10 protein-coding genes and 1 other RNA gene are annotated in these 22105 nt (G+C 58.3%); 9 read left to right on the top strand and 2 right to left on the bottom strand.

The window, feature by feature from the left end; translation table 11 throughout:
- The first annotated feature begins 52 nt into the window (after nt 1–52).
- Nucleotides 53–1714 carry a DNA repair protein RecN gene (gene recN / locus AB1287_RS17785; RefSeq protein WP_435618634.1) on the top strand — a complete coding sequence of 554 codons (1662 nt, stop codon included), beginning with the start codon at nt 53–55 and terminating at the stop codon, nt 1712–1714.
- 147 nt (nt 1715–1861) lie between these two features.
- Nucleotides 1862–2200 carry an outer membrane protein assembly factor BamE gene (gene bamE / locus AB1287_RS17790; RefSeq protein ID WP_435618635.1) on the top strand — a complete coding sequence of 113 codons (339 nt, stop codon included), beginning with the start codon at nt 1862–1864 and terminating at the stop codon, nt 2198–2200.
- A gap of 112 nt (nt 2201–2312) precedes the next feature.
- Here bamE and AB1287_RS17795 read toward each other — a convergent pair whose 3' ends face one another.
- A complete protein-coding gene (locus tag AB1287_RS17795) occupies nt 2313–2600 on the bottom strand; it encodes an RnfH family protein (RefSeq protein ID WP_312627814.1) in 288 nt (95 codons plus the stop codon).
- The gene (locus AB1287_RS17800; protein WP_312627816.1) at nt 2590–3027 is read right to left on the bottom strand and encodes a type II toxin-antitoxin system RatA family toxin; all 438 of its coding nucleotides are present in this window, start codon (nt 3025–3027) and stop codon (nt 2590–2592) included. Before AB1287_RS17800 ends, AB1287_RS17795 begins: the two co-directional genes overlap by 11 nt.
- Nucleotides 3028–3173: 146 nt before the next feature.
- Between AB1287_RS17800 and smpB the strand changes: the two genes are divergently transcribed.
- The 7 genes from smpB to AB1287_RS17835 all read left to right on the top strand — a co-directional run.
- Complete coding sequence (smpB, locus tag AB1287_RS17805; protein ID WP_312627817.1) at nt 3174–3656, top strand: SsrA-binding protein SmpB; 483 nt, start codon at nt 3174–3176, stop codon at nt 3654–3656.
- A 758-nt stretch (nt 3657–4414) separates the two neighbouring features.
- The gene (locus AB1287_RS17810) at nt 4415–15886 is read left to right on the top strand and encodes a BapA/Bap/LapF family large adhesin (RefSeq protein WP_435618636.1); all 11472 of its coding nucleotides are present in this window, start codon (nt 4415–4417) and stop codon (nt 15884–15886) included.
- A 74-nt stretch (nt 15887–15960) separates the two neighbouring features.
- Nucleotides 15961–17370 carry a TolC family outer membrane protein gene (locus AB1287_RS17815; RefSeq protein ID WP_312627819.1) on the top strand — a complete coding sequence of 470 codons (1410 nt, stop codon included), beginning with the start codon at nt 15961–15963 and terminating at the stop codon, nt 17368–17370.
- Nucleotides 17367–19559, top strand: a complete 2193-nt coding sequence (locus AB1287_RS17820; protein ID WP_435618637.1) for a type I secretion system permease/ATPase — start codon at nt 17367–17369, stop codon at nt 19557–19559. Before AB1287_RS17815 ends, AB1287_RS17820 begins: the two co-directional genes overlap by 4 nt.
- A gap of 7 nt (nt 19560–19566) precedes the next feature.
- Nucleotides 19567–20730 (top strand): HlyD family type I secretion periplasmic adaptor subunit, encoded by a 1164-nt coding sequence (locus tag AB1287_RS17825; protein ID WP_312627915.1) that lies wholly within the window; start codon nt 19567–19569, stop codon nt 20728–20730.
- 70 nt (nt 20731–20800) lie between these two features.
- Nucleotides 20801–21164, top strand: a transfer-messenger RNA (tmRNA) gene (gene ssrA, locus AB1287_RS17830).
- A gap of 166 nt (nt 21165–21330) precedes the next feature.
- Nucleotides 21331–22105 (top strand): integrase arm-type DNA-binding domain-containing protein (locus AB1287_RS17835; RefSeq protein ID WP_435618638.1); only part of this gene is annotated, 775 nt, incomplete at its 3' end.

Raw genomic sequence — 22105 nt, forward strand, 5'->3', positions numbered from 1 at the left:
AGTTTATACTGTATGTAAACACAGTTATGGTTTTTCATACAGGAAGACAACTATGCTGGCACAACTGACCATCAGCAATTTCGCCATCGTTCGCGAACTTGAAATCGATTTTCAGAGCGGAATGACGGCCATCACCGGGGAAACCGGGGCCGGTAAATCCATTGCAATTGATGCGCTCGGGTTGTGCCTGGGCGGGCGTGCCGAAGGCGATATGGTACGCCGGGGCGCCACCCGTGCCGATCTCTGCGCCCGCTTTGCCCTGAAAGATACCCCCGCCGCGCAGCGCTGGCTTGAAGCCAACCAGCTGGAAGATGGCCGTGAGTGTTTACTTCGTCGCGTTATCAGCAGCGACGGGCGCTCCCGGGGCTTTATTAACGGTACCGCCGTGCCGCTCTCTCAGCTGCGAGAGTTGGGCCAGTTGCTGATTCAGATCCACGGCCAGCACGCGCACCAGCTGTTGGTGAAACCTGAACATCAAAAATCCCTGCTTGATGGCTATGCCAGTGAGTCCTTACTGACGCAGCAAATGGCCGATCGCTACCGCCAGTGGCACCAGAGCTGTCGCGATTTGGCCCAGCATCAGCAACAAAGCCAGGAGCGTGCCGCGCGGGCGGAGCTTCTGCAGTATCAACTGAAAGAACTCAATGAATTTCAGCCCGTTGCCGGTGAGTTTGAGCAAATTGATGAAGAATACAAACGCCTCGCCAACAGCGGTCAGCTGATCAGCACCAGCCAGCATGCGCTGGCGTTGCTGGCCGACGGTGAAGACGCCAACCTGCAAAGTCAGCTCTACAGCACGCGTCAGCTGGTTACCGAACTGGTAAGCATGGACGGCAGGCTCTCCAGCGTGCTGGAGATGCTGGAAGAAGCCGCTATCCAGATCGGTGAAGCCAGCGACGAGCTGCGTCACTACTGCGACCGCCTGGATCTTGACCCCAATCGGCTGTTCGAGCTGGAGCAACGTATTTCACGCCAGATGTCGCTTGCCCGTAAGCACAGCGTCACGCCAGAAGAACTGCCTGCCTTTTATCAGTCCCTGCTTGATGAACAGCAGCTGCTGGACGATCAGGCCGATTCGCAGGAAACGTTGGCGCTGGCGGTGCAGAAACACCACCAGCAGGCGTTGGAAACCGCTCAGCAGCTGCACGCCTTACGCCAGGCAACGGCAACCGAGCTGGCAGCGTTAATTACTGAAAGTATGCATTCACTCTCCATGCCGCACGGTCAATTCACCATCGACGTTGCCTTTGAAGAGAACCATCTGACCGCCGAAGGTGCCGATCGTATTGAGTTTTGTGTCACCACCAACCCGGGTCAGCCTCTGCAGCCGATTGCAAAAGTGGCCTCTGGCGGGGAGCTCTCCCGTATTGCGCTTTCCATTCAGGTGATCACCGCCCGGAAAATGGAAACGCCGGCGCTGATTTTCGATGAAGTGGACGTCGGCATCAGCGGTCCGACCGCCGCCGTTGTTGGTAAGCTGCTGCGCCAGTTAGGCGAATCCACCCAGGTTATGTGCGTTACCCATCTGCCGCAGGTCGCGGGCTGTGGGCATCATCACTTCTACGTCAGTAAAGAAACCGACGGTGAAATGACAGAAACACACATGCAGCCGCTCGATAAACGCGCTCGTTTACAGGAGCTCGCCCGACTGCTGGGCGGCAGCGAAGTCACCCGCAACACGCTGGCAAACGCCAAAGAGTTGCTGGCAGCATAAACTTTTTGATTTTCACAGGGTCATAGTGAACAGCAAAATGCCGATAGACCTGAAGTAGAAGGTTCCCAACCGGGCAAAGGTCTATTATCATCGACAAATTACAATTGAGCCGTGAACTGCTCGGGCCCGAAAAGGAATGAAATCACTATGCGCTGTAAAATGCTGACTGCTGCCGCAGCGGTTCTTCTGATGTTGACCGCAGGCTGTTCCACTCTGGAGCGAGTGGTTTACCGTCCTGACATCAACCAGGGTAACTATCTGGCACCAAACGACGTCGCAAAAATTCGTGTCGGCATGACACAACAGCAGGTTGCCTATGCTCTGGGCACGCCGATGATGTCCGATCCGTTCGGGACCAACACCTGGTTCTACGTTTTCCGTCAGGAGCCGGGTCATGAGAAAGTGACTCAGCAGACGCTGACCCTGACCTTCAACAGCAGCGGTGTGCTGACCAACATCGACAACAAACCGACGCTGACCAACTAAGCCCGGCAGACAAAAAAAGCGCTCATTGAGCGCTTTTTTATTTTGTCAGAGAGTTCGAGGCTTACCTCCCCACCCTGACCCGTGCCAACAAAGCGTCACCGGGCAATATGAATTACTTTCCGGCTTTCTCCGCCCGCTGGCGGCGCAGCGCTTTCGGATCGGCAATCAGCGGACGATAAATTTCAACCCGATCGCCTTCGTGCACCTCATCCTGCAGTTTCACCGCCCGGCTCCAGATGCCGACCTTATTGCTGGTCAGATCGATTTCCGGGCGCAACTTCGTGATACCGCTGGCCGCAATCGCCTGCTCGACGGTAGCACCTTCAGTCAGGGATACTCTTTGCAGGTACTGTTTTTCAGGCAGGGCATAAACCACTTCGACCGAGATGTTAGCCGACACTGTAGACCTCTTTGGCGCGAAGCGTAAATGCCTGCACCATGTTCGATGCCAGCTCCTTGAAAATGCGACCAAACGCCATCTCAATCAACTTATTGGTAAACTCAAAGTCGAGATGAAATTCAATTTTACAGGCATCCTGGCTCAGCGGGATAAACTTCCAGCCGCCGATCAGTTTTTTGAACGGGCCGTCCACCAGATGCATCAGGATGCTCTGGTTGCTGGTCAGGGTGTTACGGGTCGTGAAGGTTTTGCTGATCCCCGCTTTTGACACATCCACCGCTGCGGTCATTTGCGACGGTCCGGCTTCCAGCACGCGACTGCCCGTGCAGCCGGGCAAGAAATCCGGGTAAGCATCCACATCATTCACGAGCTGGTACATCTGTTCCGCGCTGTAGGGCACAAGCGCAGTACGACTAATCTGAGGCATGGCAATTTCCACTCACTGTGATGGCGCAAATAATATCATTTATCCCGCGCTAAAAAAAACGCTGCGCCGCAACTCGTGCTAAGATAGCCCATTACGCCTCGCGGGAAGATTGAGGCCATGTACAGAAAAGATGACTTCAGGACACCATGACTAAGAAAAAAGCGAACAAACCTGGATCAGCCACTATCGCGCTGAATAAACGCGCCCGCCACGAATATTTTATCGAAGATGAGTACGAAGCGGGTCTCGCCCTGCAAGGCTGGGAGGTAAAATCCCTGCGCGCCGGTAAAGCCAACATTGGCGATAGCTACGTTATCCTGCGGGACGGCGAAGCGTTTCTGTTCGGCGCAAACTTCACGCCTTTGGCCGTCGCCTCAAGCCACTATGTCTGCGACCCTACGCGCACCCGTAAGTTGCTGTTGAACCAGCGCGAGCTGGATACCCTGTATGGGCAAATCAACCGCGACGGTTACACCGTACTGGCCCTTTCTCTTTACTGGAAGAATGCCTGGTGTAAGGTGAAGATTGGCGTGGCGAAAGGTAAGAAACAGCACGACAAACGCTCCGACCTGAAAAATCAGGAGTGGGCGCGCGATAAAGCCCGCATAATGAAGAACGCCGGGCGTTAATCCAGCCAGTCCCCCCTGCCCCGCACGTTGAGTAATCCTGGCGGGGCAATATTTTTCTTTCCCCATAGCTCGCCTTTTTTTAAATTACTGCTATAGCAACCACTCGCCGATATTAACATTTCAGGCATGTTATCTTTTTTATTATCCAGAATATATCATGTAATAACATACAGGCTTATTTAAAAATATCTTCCAGGGATATGCCACAAACGGACAGCGATCGCATAAGGAAGGAATAATTGGATGGAAAATGAGATATTTGTCACCCCAGATGTCCACGAAAATCATTAGCCAGCGTAATAATTTAATCACTGCACTCGCCAGATGCACTTTTCATAATAAATATTTACTCCTTTAATATCATATCTATAACATGAATTACTCCCTTTCTCTCCCCTCTGTTTTTTTATAACAGATCAGATGACCACCGCACAAAAGTCGCCAACATTCACTTTTACTTCATAGCAGTTAACTTCTGCTTAATTTGCGAATTCTTTCGTTTCTGTCTATATCATGATCAGCACTCAGCAAAATTAAGCCGATAAAAAACAGGGGTTTTCGCCTCAGGACAATTTATACATAAACCTGCTACGACCATTTTAATTTAATGCTTATTCAGGCAACGGATTTGCTCGCACCAAATTTAAGATAAGGGTCAGCTAATTTAAGGCATTAACGGCAGGAATATGTTTTATCGTGAGGCATTTCACCTGTCTGCAAACACGGTAACACCCTCTTCTCTGAATGGAGTGATAACCATGCGTCCTGTTTCCGTCATTTCCGAACTGACTGGCGTCACCAGCAATGTGACTGCCCCTGAAGTCACCCTCACTGCACCGTCCGTTGTGAAGCTTCAGCTTGAGCGCTCGGATATCGCCTCCATCACCCGTTCCGGCCAGGATATGGTTATCAGGCTCCATTCGGGCGAAACCTTCACCATCCACAATTTTTACGCTGAATACCCGCAGGGTGCCAACCAGCTGGTTCTTGAGGACGACCACGGCGCGTTATGGTGGGTTCAGGACACCGCAAGCAATTTCCACTTCCAGCAAATCGATAATCTCGATGCCTTCATGGTGGCGGAAGGCCACTCCGAAGGCGGGGCGATTTGGCCATGGGTGCTCGGCGGAGTCGCTGTAGCCGCCGGTATCGGTATCGCCGCTGGCGGAGGTGGAGGCGGTGGTGGCGGTTCCAGCCATAACTCCGGGGATGGGGATAACGGCAACAATGGCAACGGCAACAACGGAAATGGGAACGGCAACGGAAACAATGGAAACGGAAATAACGGCAACGGAAACGGCGATCCGGACACCACGCCGCCTACGGCGCCAACGAACCTCACAGTTTCCCAGGACGGCAAAACGCTGACCGGTAAGGCCGAGCCCGGAAGCACGATAGAAGTCAAAGGCCCTGACGGTACGGTCATCGGAACCGGGACCGCCGACAGCAGCGGCAACTTTAGCATCACGCTTAACACGCCTCAGCTCAGCGGCGAGCACCTGACCGTCAACGCCACGGATAAAGCGGGCAACACCGGCCCTTCTGCGGAAGTGACTGCACCTAATGTCGATCTGCCAGAAGTCCCCGCGATCCTCAGCGCCGTGAACGATCACGGTTCGACCCCCACCAGCTTCGGCAACAATCAGTTTACCAACGACAATACCCCTACGCTGAAAGGCACAGGCACCGCAGGCAGCACGGTACGCATATTTGGAGATGGACACCTGTTGGGCAGCGTTGTGGTCGGCAACAGCGGTACCTGGAGCTACACCGTTACCACCCCGCTTATCGACGGGGCGCACTCGTTTACCGCAATCGCCATTAACATCAAAGGCAGCACTATCGAGTCTTCGCACTTTAATATTACTGTCGATACCGTTGCGCCGGACGCGCCGCAGCTCATCGCCGTCACTGACGACATCGGCTCTATCACCGGGGCGCTGAACAACGGTGCTGTCACCGACGATGCCAAACCGACCTTCACCGGCAGAGGTGAAGCGGGCGATACCGTGAAGATATATGACGGTCAGACGCTGCTTGGCACCACCACGATCGACAGCAACGGCAACTGGAGCTTTACACCATCGCAGGCCCTGTCTGAAACCTCGCACACGATAACCATCACCCAGACGGACAAAGCGGGCAACGTCAGCGCCAGTACTACAGCGCCGACATTTACCGTCGACGTAACGCCACCGGCTCCGGCACACATCTCCACTGTTTCGCTGGACGGTGCCACCGTGACCGGGACGGCAGAGGCCGGAAGCACGGTGTCCATTTATGACGGCAACAATGTCCTGCTGGGCACGACGGTTGTCGGCAGCAACGGCGAGTTCAGCGTCACCCTCAACCCGGCCAAAACCCACGGCGAGCAGCTGGAAGCCCGCATTCAGGATGCCGCGGGCAACGTGGGGCAGCCTACAGATTTCGATGCCTCCGACTCCGGCTTCCCGAGCCAGCCGGTGATTGTCACCATCAATGACAACGTTGACCCTGTGCAGGGCAACGTCTCCGCAGGTGGCGACACTAACGACAACACGCCAACCCTTACCGGGACCGCGGAGCCCAACGCGACTATCACCATTAGCGATAACGGTACGCCGCTGCTGCCACCCGTCATGGCCGATAGCAACGGCAACTGGAGCTTTACGCCACTGCTGCCGCTCCCCGACGGCGATCATGTGTTTACCGCCACCGCCAACAACGGCGTTGGTGAGAGCGCACCGTCTGCCTCGTTCACCATTGACGTTGATACCCTCCCGCCAGTACTTGATGACCTGATGGTCATCAATCAGGGCCAGACCCTGACCGGCACCACTGAAGCAGGCAGTACCGTGGTGGTGAAAGACAGCCACGGCGCGCAAATCGGTACGGGTACTGCCGATGCGAGCGGGAATTTCTCCATTACCCTGAGCACGCCGCAGAAAAACGGTGAAACGCTCAGCGTAAGCGTGACGGATAAAGCCGCCAACGTGGGCATTGCTGAAAACGTAGTTGCCCCGGATACCACCCCGCCGGGCGCGCCGACCGGGCTCACCGTGGCGGCAGATGGCCTGAGCGTCAGCGGTCAGGCCGAACCGGGCAGCACAGTCACCATCACCGATGGTAGCGGCAACGTGCTGGGCACCGGCCTGACCAACGGAGCTGGCAACTTTATCGCCCCGCTGAACACCCCGCAGCTCAACGGTCAGGGGCTGCTCGCTACCGCCACGGATGCCGCACATAACACCGGGCCTGCCGCCAGCGTGGTCGCCCCGGACATCACGCCACCGAATATCCCGGACAACCTGCACGTCAATGGCACCGGTACCGTGCTGACCGGACATGCAGAACCCGGCAGCACAATCACGGTGAAAGATCCGCTCGGCGCCATAATCGGCACCGGAAAGGCCGGAGCAACCGACGGGCTGTTCACCATCACGCTGACGCCAGCCCAGGATAACGGTGAGATCCTCTCCGCCACCGCGACCGATCTGGCGGGCAACACCAGCCTGCCGGGCTTCGCCACGGCGCCGGACATTACCGCCCCGGATCTGCCGCTGATCCTCGACGTACAGGATGACGTAACGGGCATAATCGGCACTATCCTCAACGGGAATACCACCAACGATAACCGGCCAACGCTCTCAGGCACGGCGGAAATTGGATCGACCGTTAAGGTCTACGAAAACGGTAATCTGCTGGGAACCGCCACGATAGACGCCAGCGGAAACTGGAGCTTTACGCCTGGTTCAGCGCTTTCAGAAGGCACCCATCAGTTTACGGTGACCTCCACGGATGCCGCAGGCAACGTCAGCACCTCTGCGCCGTGGAATATCCTCGTGGACACCGTTGCTCCTCAGCTTCCGGCCATCACCCTGGTCAATGACGATGCGCCGGGGATCCTTGGTGCTATCAGCAACGGGGGATTGACCAACGACAGCACGCCGACGGTCAGCGGTACCGCGCAGCCGGGCTCAACCGTGCATCTGTTTGACAACAACGTGCTGGTCACCAGCATCGTTGTCGATGCTTCCGGCACCTGGAGCTATACCTTCACCACCGCGCTCACCGGGCCGAATCATTCGCTGACCGTCAACGCCAGCGATGATTTCGGCAACACCTCGACGACCTCCGGCGCATGGACATTCACTCTCGACACCACGCCGCCCGCCGTGCCGGGCATTGATGATGTCACTACCGCAGGCAACGTTCCGCTGACGCCGGGTCAGCTCACCAGTGAAACCTTGCCGCACCTGAGCGGCAGCGGTGATATCGGCTCAGTCATTACCTTCTATGACAACGGCAAAGAGATCGGCCAGACGACCGTTGACGGCAGCGGACACTGGGAATTCACGCCGCCCGTCCCGCTGGGCGACGGCTCGCACCTGCTGAGCGCCAACGCCACCGATGATGCCGGGAACGTCAGCGCCAACATCGACTTCACGCTGAAGGTTGATGCCACCGCGCCAGATGCCCCGTCGATTCTCTCAGCGACCGTGGATGACGGTACCGTCGTGTTACCCAACGGTAGCACCACCAATGAAACGGAGCCGTTGCTTAGCGGAACCGCAGAGGCGAATGCCAGCGTAACGCTGTATAACAACGGTGCGTTTTTAGCCACAGTGACCGCTAACGGCTCAGGTCAGTGGAGCTACCTCCCTCCCGTACCGCTGCTTCCAGGCCTGCATGTGATCACCGCCACCGCGACCGATGCTGCGGGTAACACCGGGCCGGTCTCCGGAGGATTCTCGGTGATTATTGACATCACCGCCCCGCTTGCGCCAGAGGCGCCGCTGGTCACTGACAACCAGCTGCCGGTCGTCGGCAACGTGCTGAACGGCGGCTCAACCAACGACACCACCCCAACCTTCAGCGGCACCGGCGAGGTGGGCAGCACCATCACGATTTATAACGGTATAACCAACATCGGCACGGCAACGGTCGGCGAAGGTGGAACCTGGAGCTTTACGCCGTCCACGCCGCTGACTGACGGCACCACCTACGCGATCTCAACGACGGAAACTGATATCGCCGGGAATACCAGCCTGCACTCGCCGACGGTCACCATTACCATCGATACGACACTGCCCGACGCACCGGTTATCGGCTACGCGGAAGATGATGTGGGTGCGATTTTGGATCCCGTACTCACTGGCGGGATCACCGACGACAACAAACCGGTCCTTCATGGCACCGCAGATCCGAACAACACCGTCACCATTTATAACGGTAGCAACGTGGTCGGCACCGTCGTCGCCGACGGTCTGGGCAACTGGTCGTTACCGCTGACCACCAGCCTGACGGACGGCACCTATACCTTTACAGCGAAAGCAACGGACAGCGCAGGTAACGTCAGCGGCAGCTCGACTGACTTTACCTTCACGGTTGAAACCTCCCTGACGCCACCTTCCGTGACGGAGATTCTCGATGATAAGGGTCTGATTACCGGCAATATCGTTGACGGAATGGTCACCGACGATCAAACCCTGACCATCAACGGTACCGGAGAAGACGGCTCGACGGTCATTATTTATGACGGAGGGACGAAAATCGGCACGGCGCTCGTAACGGGAGGTACCTGGACATTCACCACCAGCGGCCTGACGGAAACGACGCACAGCCTGACGTTCACCGCGAAGGACGCCGCTGGCAATGAAACGCTGCCGGGTGCCCCCATCACCTTCACCGTCGACGTCACACCACCGCCGATTCCGGTTGTCACCGTAAAATCGCTGGATGGCGCTACGCTCACCGGGACCGCTGAAGCCAACGCAGAAATTTTCATCAAGGACATCAACGGAACGGTGATCGGCCAGACAACCGCCTCTGCGGGCGGAACCTTCACCGTGTCGTTGATACCACCGCAAACAGCCGGACAAAGCCTGACGGTGATTGCACAGGATCAGGCTGGTAACCAAAGCGATCCTCTGCATACCATCGCAATCAATCTAAGCAACCTGCCAGATGCGCCGGTAATCACCCTGGTGGATGATAATGCGGGCACCGTGATGGGTGCCGTCATCAACGGTGGCAGAACAGACGATACCACACCGACCCTGAACGGTACCGCCGGTGCCAACACCACCATTCACATTCTGGTTAACGGCACTGAAGTCGGCACCACAACCGCCAACGGCAGCGGTCAGTGGCAGTTCACCATTGCACCACCGCTGATTGAAGGAAGCTATAGTTTTACCGCCGTAGCTGAGAACGGGAACGGATCAAGCGGCCCATCAGCAGCGGCAACCATTACGGTAGATTTAACGGCACCGGACCTACCGATTATCGTCTCAGCAACGGACGACGTACCCGGTAACCTGGGCGCACTGATTTCAGGCAGCCTGACCAATGACGCCCGACCAACGCTTAACGGGACCAGTGAGCCAAATGCCACCGTCACCATTTTCGACAACGGTACTCTGTCCGGCACGGTAAAAGCGGATATCAACGGCAACTGGAGCTACACACCCTCCGCTGACCTCAGCAATATCACGCATACCTTTACCGCCCAGGCTACCGACGTGGCGGGTAACACCGGGCTCGTGTCTGGTGGCTTTACCCTGAACATTGACACCGTCGCGCCAGAGATGCCGACCATCACTGCGGTCACCAACGACAACGTGACCCCGAACGTCGTGATAAACCCAGGGCTGTCGACCAATGACACCCAGCCGCTGCTGAGCGGCTCGGGGGAAATTGGCAGCACCATCAACGTCTATGACGGCTCCACCCTGCTCGGCACCACGACGGTAAATGGCTCCGGCAGTTGGACCTTTACCTTCCCGGTGGGAACAACGCTCGCCAACGGCAGCCACACCCTGACCGTGACCGCCACCGATCCGGCCGGGAATACCAGCCTGCCTTCGGTCGGCTACCCGATCGTGATCGACACCGTTGCGCCGCTGGTGCCAACGCTGAGCTCGGTTGTGGACGATAATCCGGGCAACGTCGGACCGCTGGTTAACGGGCAGTTGACCAATGACACCACGCCAACGCTCAACGGCCGCGGTGAAGCGGGCGCAACGGTCACCGTTTACTCTGACGGCGTGGCGGTAGGCAGCGCCCTCGTTGATGGTACAGGCAACTGGAGCGTCACCACCTCGGCGCTGGGCAACGGTTCTCATGTACTGACAATTAGCCAGAAAGATCCGGCAGGCAACATCAGCGGCCTTACCGGCGGCTTCACCGTTAACGTGGATGCTGTACCACCGGCTGCGCCGGTCATCAGTTCTGTCGCCGACAACACCGCGCCGGTCATTGGCGTGGTCGCTAACGGCGGCGTGACCAACGAAACGCATCCGACCCTCAGCGGTACGGCCGAAGGGGGTGCGACCATCACGCTTTACAACGGTTCAACGCTGCTTGGTACAACAACGGCAAACGCGCTCGGGGTCTGGACCTTCACGCCGGGTACAGCGTTAACGGCGGGCACCTGGAACATTACCGCCACGGCGACCGATGCAGCGGGAAATACCGGCCCGGCCTCGGACGTTCGCTCCTTTACTGTCGATATCACCGCGCCGAATGCGCCGGTTATCGCTACCGTCTTTGACTATCAGGGAACGGTTACAGGGAATCTGGGCAACGGTGCGACCACGGACGATCTGCGCCCGACCATCAGCGGCACCAGCGAAGCCAACGCCACCGTAAAAATTTATGACAACGGCACTCTGCTGGCGACGGTCACCGCCAACGGCAGCGGCGCATGGAGCTACACCCCAACCGTTGACCTGCCTCAGGGGAGCCACGTTCTGACCGCAACGGCCACGGACGCGGCGGGCAACCTGAGCGGCACCTCAGGCAGCGTCAGCTTCGTGGTTGACTCCCTCGCGCCGCTGGCTCCGGTGATCACATCGCTTGCCGATGATGTTGCTCCGGGCGTCGGGCCAATTGTGGTCGGCGGCAGCACTAACGATAATACCCCGACCCTGACCGGGACGGCGGAAGTAGGCGCAACGGTCAACATTTATGATGGCTCAACCCTCGTCGGTACGGCGGTCGCGGATGCCCTCGGGACGTGGATTGTCACCACATCGCCTCTTGTCGATGGCGCACATTCATTGACCGCTAAATCCACCGATGCGGCGGGCAACGTCAGCGGCTCGTCCCTGCCGTTCGCCATCACCGTCGATACGGCAACGCCAAATGCGCCCGTGCTACTTGCGGTCACCGATGATGCAGCAGGTGGCGTGGTCGGTCCGCTGGCCAACGGCCAGTTGACCAACGACGGCACGCCGGTACTGAACGGCACGGCGGAAAGCGGCAGTACCGTCAGCATCTATGACGGGTCAACGCTGCTCGGCACCACGGTGGCAACGGGTGGCGTCTGGAACTTCACCCCAGGCACCGCGCTGGCGGACGGGTCGCACACCCTGACCGTCACCGCTACCGACGCCGCAGGCAACGTTAGCGCCCCAACGGCGGGCTTCACCGTGGTGGTGGATGCCACCGCACCGGTTACACCGGCGATTACCACCATCATGGATGATATTCCGAATATCGTGGGGGCCGTCGGCAACGGACAGTTTACCAACGACAGCCTGCCAACCCTGAACGGCACGGCCGAAGCCAACAGCACCGTGAAGATCTACGACGGCAGCACGCTGGTCGCCACCGTCACCGCGAACGGCTCGGGAAGCTGGAGCTGGACGCCAACCGTCGCCCTGACGCAGGGGAACCACAGCTTCACCGTGACCGCAACGGATGCGGCGGGCAACCTGAGCGCCACCTCGACGGCTGCGGCCATCATTGTGGATACGGTTGCACCGGGTATCGTAACGGGCCTGGCGGTAAACGGCACCGGGACCCGCGTCACCGGTAGCGCAGAAGCCAACAGTACGGTCACTATCACCAGCAGCACCGGCACCGTACTGGGTACCGCCACCGCCGACGGAACCGGAGCCTTCACCGTCAACATTTCCCCTGCCCAGACCACCGGTCAGGGGCTGCTGGCCTTCGCTCAGGACAGAGCGGGCAACGTGGGCGCTTCCGTGGGCTTTACCGCGCCGGACACCCGCGTACCGGATGCGCCAGCCATCACCAGCGTGCTGGATAATCAGGGCCTGTATACCGGCAACCTGACCAACGGCCAGCTCACCAATGATGCCACCCCAACCCTGAGCGGAACCGCACAGGCAAACGCCACGATCTCGATTTACAACAATGGCACCCTACTGGGCACCACCACCGCCAATGCCAGCGGCGTCTGGACCTTCACACCGGGCGGCAACGTGACCGAAGGCCTGCACGCTTTCACCGCCACGGCCACTAACGCCAACGGTACGGGGAGCCCTTCCGCATCGTTCAGCGTGATTGTCGATACGCTGGCGCCAGGCGCGCCGTCGATCAGCATCAGCACGGATGGCAGTACGCTAAGCGGCCAGGCCGAAGCCAACAGCACCGTCACCATCACCCTGCCGGGCGGGGGAGGAACGCTGACGACCACCGCGGGCAGCGACGGCCACTGGTCCCTGACCCTGCCGGTGCGCCAGATTGAGGGGCAGCTGTTGACGGCCACCGCGACGGACGTCGCGGGGAATACCTCAGGGCAAGGCCAGGTCACCGCGCCCGTTCTGCCGCTGTCGGCGAACGACAACGTCACCAGCCTGGCGCTGACCTCCACCGCCACCACCAGCACCGAGCATCTGACGGATTACGGCGTGCTGCTGGTGGGCGCGCTGGGCAATGTCGCATCGGTGTTGGGCGATGATACGGCCCAGGTGACCTTCAGCATTGCCGACGGCGGATCCGGCGATGTCACCATCGACGCCGCCGCCACCGGGATCGTGCTGTCGCTGCTCTCCACCCAGGAGATCCTGGTGCAGAAATACGACACCGCCAGCGGCTCATGGCAAACCTTTGTCGACTCGTCAAATCCGGCGTTTGCCGACCTCCTGACCCTCAATGGCAGCGGCGTATCGCTGAGCCTCACCGGGCTGACCGGCGGGCAGTATCGGGTAGTGACCTGGAACAGCAGCCTGCTGGCGACCGGGTCGTACACCAGCCTTGAAGTGGACGTGCAGAAAACCAGCGCGGGGACCGTCAGTGGGCCAACCTCCCACACCGGTAACGTCATTACCGATATCGATACCAGCGGCGGACAGGATAACGCCCCAGCCGGTACCGTCATCACTCAGGTGACCAACGCCAGCGGCCAGGTCGTCACCGTGGGTGCAGGCGGCGCGGACATTACCGGACTGTACGGCACGCTGCATATCAATCAGGACGGCAGCTACACCTATACGCTGAATAACACCTCGGCGGCGGTGCTCGGCCACAAGGAGAGCTTCACTTACACCATTACCCACAACGGCGTCAGCGACTCCGCCCAACTGGTGGTCAACCTGGGCCCACAGCCTGCCGCCAGCAGCGTGGTGGCGACGGACAACAGCGCGACGCTGGTGTTTGACACCGACGTCACCGCCATCAACAACGGCGCGTCTTCGCAGTCGGGCTTCACCGTCGTCGGCGTAGGGCTCGGCAACGTACTGAGCCTCGACGTGCTCGCGAACATGAGCAACCCGATCAAGTTTGACGTCCAGGACGGCAGCACCCGCACGGTGACCCTGCAATCCTCCGTCGGCGGCGTGGCGCTGGCTTCAACCTTTGACCTCTATATCTACCGCTTCAACAACGTGACGCAGCAGTATGAGCAGTACAAGGTGCAGAAAGGCTGGCTGAACGCGCCGCTGCTGGGGGGCTCTTCGAGCCAGCTGACGCTGACCCTGCCGGGCGGTGATTACATCTTCCTGCTCAACACGGCCAGCGGTGTTACCGCGCTGACCGGTTACACGCTCAATATTTTACAGGATCACACCTACGCCGTGGACAGCATCAGCGCCAGCACCACCGGCAACGTGCTGACCAACGACATAGCGCCAGCCTCAGCTGTCATCACCGAGGTGAACGGCGTGGCGATTTCAGCCACCGGTACCACCACCGTCAACGGGCTGTACGGCACGCTGACCATTGATGCAAAAGGCAACTACACCTACACCCTGAAAAGCGGCGTCGGTGCCGACAGCATCAGTACGCCGGACAGCTTCGTCTATACCGTGAAGGCCCCGAACGGCGACACGGACAGCGCCTCGCTGAACATCACGCCAACGCCGCAGGCGCTGAATGCGATTGATGACGTCAGCACGGTGATGAGCGTCACCACCGTTCAGGACAGCGTCGCTCTGCCGTCCACCACCGTCGGTGGCGTGAGCTGGAACGCAGCCCTGCTCAGCAGCACCTCGAAGAGCGGCAGCGGCACCTTTGTGGTGGATCCAAACAGCGTGCTGAAAGGCGCAGTGCTGCACTTTGATGTCGCCTCGCTGCTGGCGCTCGGCGGGCTGAACGTCACCTGGGCACTGACGCTGAACGGTACCTCCATCGCCAGCGGCAACTTCACCGGTTCGCTGCTGTTAGGCACGGGGATCGACTTTGCCTTAACCGGTAAAGAGCTACTGGCAGGGACCTACACGCTGACGGTCAACGGCAGCATCGGGGCGCTGTCCGCTGGCACCATCACCATCACGCCGACCCTCACCGGCACGACGTATCACCTGGACACCTTCGACACCAACAGCAGCAACGTTCACGGCAACATATTTGACGGTACGGATGCCGCCGGGGCGCTGGATCAGCTCTCGACGGTACACACAACCCTGACGGTGAACGGCTACGGTGGCAGCACGGCGACGCTTAACCCGACCAGTAGCACCAGCACCGCCACCATTCAGGGGCACTACGGCACGCTGACCATGAATCTCGACGGCTCTTACACCTATGCGCTGAAAGCCGGGGTCACCGTCGCCTCTATGACCAGCAAGGAGACCTTCAGCTACACGCTCAACGATCAGAACGGGCACACGGACACCGCCACCCTGACCATCAACATGAATCCGCAGATCGCAAGCTCTAACCAGCACGACGTCATCACCGGGTCGGCCTATGGCGACACGCTGATTTATCACCTGCTGGGTAACGATGCGACGGGGGGTAACAACAACGATAACTGGACCAACTTCAACCTGGCTCAGGGCGACAAAATCGACCTGCGCGAGCTGCTGACCGGCTGGGATCACCAGGCCTCGACGCTGACCAACTTCGTGAAGGTCAGCACCAGCGGCAACGATACGGTGATTGCCATTGACCGCGATGGGACCGGCGGTGCCTTTACGCCAACCACCCTGGTGACGCTCAATAACGTCCATACCACTTACGAGGAGCTGGTGCAGCAAAACCACATTATTACTGGCTAGTCGATAACAGCCCCGGGCGCTACGGAGCCCGGGGCAAAACAGAAAAACGCTGTGATTTTTGAAAGGGATACAATATGGGAAGAAGAGCGCCTGTCGCAGTATTGCTGGCATTCCACCTCTGTTCCATTCAGGTGTATGCCGAAGATGAGCCACAATCCATCAGTTCTGAAGGACTCGCCAGCGAGCACGGTTTACCGTCGCTAGATGGCTCCGCCGCCGAACTTCCCTTAAGCAGCGCCGCGCCCGGCGTGCTGACGCTGAACAACGCCGTCAGCCGCGCCGTAAACTGGCACCCGGCTATCCGTGAAGCGATTGGTAAGCTGCAATCGCAAAACAGTCAGATTGACGTCGCGAAATCGAAATACTACCCGCAGGTTACCGCGGGCATGAACAACGGCTACAGCAACACCTACACCGACCACGGTTACAGCCCGTCGCTGGTGCTTTCACTGTCACAAATGCTGTATGACTTCGGCAAGGTTTCAAGCCAGGTGAAAGCCGAAACAGCGGGTGCGGCGCAGGAGCAGGCCAACGTGCTGGTGAGCATTGATACCGTGGCCCGGGATACCGCCGTCGCCATGGTACAGGTACAAACCTGGCAGGAGATGGTGGAGGCCGCCACCGCGCAGCTCAACGCGCTGGACGGCATCGGTAAACTGACGCAGCAGCGCAACGACGAAGGCGCCAGTTCGCTGTCGGACGTAGTGCAGACCAACGCCCGCATCGAATCGGCACGTTCACAGCTGGTGCAGTATCAGGCGAGCCTCGACAGCGCCCAGGCAACGTTAATGACGATGCTCGGCTGGAACTCTCTCAACGGCATCAGCCCTGAATTTCCGCCAAAGCTCGAACAAAGCTGCATGGTTGCAAAACCGGATGACAGGCTGGTGCCCGCCGTGCTGGCGGCCTGGGCGCAGGCCAACGCCGCGCAGGCCAATCTTGAGTACGCCAATGCGCAGATGACGCCGACGATATCACTTGAGCCGTCGGTTCAGCACTACCTCAACGATAAATACCCGAGCCACGAGGTGCTGGATAAAACCCAGTATTCAACGTTTCTGAAGGTCGAAATGCCGATTTATCAGGGCGGCGGGCTCACCGCCCGGCGCGATGCCGCAAGCCATGCGGTGGAATCAGCGCAGTCGACCATTCAGCGCACTCGGCTGGACGTGCGCCAGAAGCTGCTGCAAGCGCGTAGCCAGTCGATGAATCTGGCAACCTCTCTGCAAATTCTGCGTCGCCAGCAGCAGCTTAGCGAACGCACCCGCGAACTCTATCAGCAGCAGTATCTCGACCTCGGCTCACGCCCGCTTCTCGATGTGTTAAACGCCGAACAGGAAGTTTACCAGGCGCGCTTTTCAGAACTCTCGACCCAGAGCCAGCTCCATCAGCTTCAGCTTGACTGCCTCTATAATACCGGCACATTGCGCCAGGCTTTTGGCTTAAATAACCGCAGCATTCAGTCCGTGGAGATCCAGCCATGACCCGCGCCGCTCCTCCCGTTGAAGAATTGATAAGCGACCACGCCCTCAGCAACTGGGCGCTGGCCATTGGCCACGTTGCCGCCCACTATCGCGTGGCCTGTTCGCCGGGCGCCATTCAGGCGAACGCCCCGTGGTTCAAGGGCAAAACCCACACGCCCGCGCTGACGCAGCTTGCGCGCCAGGCCAGGCTGTCTTTCCACCTGCTCACCCTGACTGAACACGCCTTCAGCCAGTGGCGGCTGCCGGTGGTTGCCGAGCTGGACGACGGACAGCTGGCGGTGATTGAGCACTTCAACGGCGATGATGCGGTCGACGTGTTTATGATTGACGGCGACAGCGAGAGCAACCGCGTAATGGCAAGCGATCTGCTGTCGTCGGTGAAATGCGTCGCCGCCCTGCGCCCGCTTTCGGCGCTGAAGGACAGCCGCGTCGACACTTATGTTTCCCGCTTCCGCCCGGACTGGCTGAAGGATCTGGTTATCCAGGATCTCAGGCCCTACATCCCGGTGATGTTTGCCGCGTTTCTGGTCAACGTGCTGTCGCTCGCCGGGATCGTTTTTTCCATGCAGGTTTACGATCGGGTGATCCCGGCACAGTCCTATCCGACGCTCTACGTGCTGGCAACGGGCGTGCTGCTCTCGGTGATCTTTGGCTTTCTGCTGCGCGAGGCGCGAACGCACATTATGGACGTGCTCGGGAAGCGCGCCGACATGCGTATCTCAGACCGCGTGTTCAGCCACGCGCTGCGCCTGCGCAACAGCGCCGTGCCCCGCTCCACCGGGAGCTTTATTTCTCAGTTGCGCGAACTGGAGCAGATCCGGGAAATGATCACCTCATCCACGCTTTCGACGCTGGTCGATCTGCCCTTCTTTTTCCTGTTCGTGATCGTCCTTGGGATCATCGCCCCGCAGCTGTCGTGGATTGCCCCGGTGGCGGCGATTATGATGGTGCTGCCGGGCCTGCTGCTGCAAAAAAAGCTCGCGGTGCTGGCCAATCAGTCCGCGCACGAATCCACCCTGCGCAATGCCGTACTGGTCGAGAGCGTACAGGGGCTGGAAGATATCAAGCTGATGCAGGCGGAGAACCGTTTCCTGCAACAGTGGAACAGCTACATCCGCATCACCGGCGAATCCGGCCTGCGCACGCGCAAAGTCACCCAGGGGCTGATCGGCTGGGGAATGTCGGTGCAGAGCCTGGTGTACGCCGCCGTGATTCTGTTTGGCGCGCCGCTGGTCATTGAAGGCGATTTGACGACCGGTTCCGTTGTCGCCGCCTCCATGCTGGCATCAAGAATGATTGCTCCGATGGCCGGGCTGTGCGGCGTGCTTGCCCGCTGGCAGCAGGTGAAAGCCGCTAAAACGGGCCTCGACAGCATCATGCAGCTGCCGACAGAAACCCAGCGCGACGAGACGCTGGTGCATCAGGAGATTTTCCACGGTCATTACGTCTTTGAGAATGCGCACTTCCGTTACCACGCGGAAGACCAGCGCGTGCCGCTGCGCATATCGCGCCTGGAAATTTTACCCGGCGAGCGTGTCGCGCTACTCGGCCGCAACGGCGCGGGGAAATCCACCATGCTGCAGGCACTGGCGGGCGGCGTGGATCTGGTGAACGGAGATTTACGCCTCGATAACCTCAGCATCGGGCAAATCGACATGGCCGATCTGCGCCGCAACATCGGTTTTCTCAGCCAGAACGCGAGGCTCTTTTTCGGCACCCTGCGCGAAAACTTAACCCTCGGCGCACCGCACGCCAACGATGAAGCCATCTTTGAAGTGCTGGAGATCTGCGGAGCCGACAGCTTTGTGAAGCGCCTGCCGAAAGGGCTGGATCATCCGATTATGGAAGGTGGCAACGGTCTCTCCGGCGGACAGCGTCAGGCAATTTTGCTGGCGCGCATGCTGCTGCGCTCGCCGAACATCGTGCTGCTCGACGAGCCGAGCGCTTCGCTTGACGAGCACAGCGAGCGGGAATTTATTCAGCGCCTCGGCAACTGGCTCGGCAACCGCACGCTGATTGTCGCGACTCACCGCGTGCCGGTGCTGGAGCTGGTTGACCGCGTGGTGGTCCTGAAAGAGGGACAGCTGGTGATGGACGCCCCGAAAGCGCAGGCGATGAACGGCAGCCGCGCACCAGGGCAAAACGCGGCGAACGGACGGGGGTGGAATAATGAAAACCAGTCAGCATGATATCGCCATGGACGACCTAGACATCCGCCGGGAGAACGAATTTTCCGGCGCCAGTAAAATCGTCCTGCTTTCAACCGCCCTCTTTTTACTGCTTGGCGTCTGGGCCTGGTTTGGCACATTAGATGAAGTTTCTACCGGCACCGGGAAAGTCATCCCAAGCTCCCGCGAGCAGGTGTTGCAGTCCCTTGACGGCGGGATCCTTACCGAACTCAACGTGCACGAAGGCGATAAAGTGGAGGCTGGCGAAGTGGTGGCGAAACTCGACCCCACCCGCTCCGAATCGAACGTCGGGGAGAGCGCGGCCAAGTACCGCGCTTCGCTCGCCTCCAGCGTGCGGCTGAATGCCGAAGTGAACGATCTGCCGCTTAAATTTCCCGATTCACTGAAGGCCTGGCCAGATCTGATCGCATCAGAAACGCGGCTGTATAAATCCCGCCGCGCACAGCTCACCGATTCGCAGGCCGACCTTCAGGACGCCCTGGACTCCGTTAATAAAGAGCTCGCCATCACCGAACGGCTGCAAAAAAGCGGCGCGGCGAGCCACGTGGAAGTGCTGCGCCTACAGCGGGAAAAGAGCGACCTTGGCCTGAAAATCACCGACCTGCGCTCGCAGTATTACGTGCAGGCCCGCGAGGAACTCTCCAAGGCGAACGCAGAAGTGGATATGCTTTCGGCAATAATTAAAGGCCGCGAGGACTCCGTAACCCGCATGACCGTGCGCTCACCGATGCGCGGCATCGTCAAAAACATCCAGGTGACGACCATCGGCGGCGTGATTCCACCAAACGGGGAAATGATGGAGATCGTGCCCGTGGACGATCATCTGCTGATTGAAGCGCGCCTTTCGCCACGTGATATCGCCTTTATTCACCCGGGCCAGCGGGCGCTGGTGAAAATCACCGCCTACGATTACGCGATTTACGGCGGCCTGGAAGGGGAAGTGGAAACCATCTCGCCAGACACCATTCAGGACAAAGTGAAGCCAGAAATCGTCTATTACCGGGTGTTTATCCGCACACACCAGGACTATCTGCTGAACAAGCGCGGACGCAAATTCAACATCTCGCCGGGGATGGTCGCCAGCGTCGATATCAAAACCGGTGAAAAAACGATCATGGATTACCTGATTAAGCCGTTCAACCGCGCGAAAGAAGCGCTGCGTGAGCGTTAAGTGAGCGTTTCTGCGCCTTATAGCGGTGGTATTTCCCCGGCCAGGTCTGTTATACTGGCTGGAACACATTGGGGCTGATTCTGGATTCGACGGGATTCGCGAAACCCAAGGTGCATGCCGAGGGGCGGTTTGCCTCGTTAAAAGCCGCAAAAAAATAGTCGCAAACGACGAAAACTACGCTTTAGCAGCTTAATAACCTGCTCTGAGCCCTCTCTCCCTAGCTTCCGCTCTTAAGACGGGGATCAAAGAGAGGTCAAACCCAAAAGAGATCGCGTGGAAGCCCTGCCTGGGGTTGAAGCGTTAAAACTAATCAGGCTAGTCTGGTAGTGGCGTGTCAATCCGCAGGTGCCAGGCGAATGTAAAGACTGACTAAGCATGTAGTACCGAGGATGTAGGAATTTCGGACGCGGGTTCAACTCCCGCCAGCTCCACCACTTTTTAGTTGTTTGAAGTATACTGAAGTCTACTAAGCCCGCATGGAACCAGCCTTGCGGGCTTTTTTACGTCTACAGAAGTCTACTGAAATTTGCTAGAAGCTACTCCTTATGGCACCCTTTTTGGGACCCAACGCAAAGGGTCCCAAAATCGAGGGTCCTAAAAATGGCAAAAATCGCTAAGAAACTCACTGACACTGAAATCAAAAATACCAAGCCAGCAGAAAAGGAGATCAACCTTTTTGATGGTGACGGCCTGATGCTACGAATCGCTCCCCTATCAAAGGGTGGTAAGAAAAATTGGTATTTCAGGTATGCAGTGCCAGTAAGTAAGAAGCGAACAAAGATGAGCTTAGGAACCTACCCTCATCTCACACTTGCCAAAGCTCGGGCTTTACGTGATGAATACTTATCGTTGCTTGCAAATGGTATCGATCCGCAGATTCACAACAACGATAAAGCCAATGCCCTTAAGGATGCCACTGAGCACACGCTACAAGCGGTTGCTAGGAAATGGTTAGATGAAAAGGTTAAGACCTCTGGTATCTCTCCAGACCACGCAGAAGACATCTGGCGAAGCCTTGAACGAAATATTTTCCCCGGTTTAGGCAACGTTCCTATCAAAGAGATCCGTCCCAAGCTCTTAAAACAACACCTTGATCCCATAGAACAACGAGGCGTATTGGAAACCCTACGCCGTATCATTTCACATCTAAATGAAATTTTCCGTTGGGCTGCGACAGAAGAACTTATTGAGTTTAATCCTGCTGATAACCTCGGTCAGCGATTCAGTAAGCCCAAGAAGCAAAACATGCCTGCTTTACCACCAGATGATTTACCCCGATTCTTAATTGCTCTATCTAACGCTTCTATACGACTCGAAACACGTCTTCTAATTGAGTGGCAACTCCTTACGTGGGTTTGTAAGCATCCCTGCAAAA

Source organism: Scandinavium sp. UTDF21-P1B, from assembly GCF_040750395.1.
Classification (GTDB): domain Bacteria; phylum Pseudomonadota; class Gammaproteobacteria; order Enterobacterales; family Enterobacteriaceae; genus Scandinavium.

Coding starts and splice junctions, on each gene's coding strand:
- recN (WP_435618634.1), top strand. CDS start 53: ATGCTGGCACAACTGACCATCAGCAATTTCGCCATCGTTCGCGAACTT.
- bamE (WP_435618635.1), top strand. CDS start 1,862: ATGCGCTGTAAAATGCTGACTGCTGCCGCAGCGGTTCTTCTGATGTTG.
- AB1287_RS17800 (WP_312627816.1), bottom strand. CDS start 3,027: ATGCCTCAGATTAGTCGTACTGCGCTTGTGCCCTACAGCGCGGAACAG.
- smpB (WP_312627817.1), top strand. CDS start 3,174: ATGACTAAGAAAAAAGCGAACAAACCTGGATCAGCCACTATCGCGCTG.
- AB1287_RS17810 (WP_435618636.1), top strand. CDS start 4,415: ATGCGTCCTGTTTCCGTCATTTCCGAACTGACTGGCGTCACCAGCAAT.
- AB1287_RS17815 (WP_312627819.1), top strand. CDS start 15,961: ATGGGAAGAAGAGCGCCTGTCGCAGTATTGCTGGCATTCCACCTCTGT.
- AB1287_RS17820 (WP_435618637.1), top strand. CDS start 17,367: ATGACCCGCGCCGCTCCTCCCGTTGAAGAATTGATAAGCGACCACGCC.
- AB1287_RS17825 (WP_312627915.1), top strand. CDS start 19,567: ATGGACGACCTAGACATCCGCCGGGAGAACGAATTTTCCGGCGCCAGT.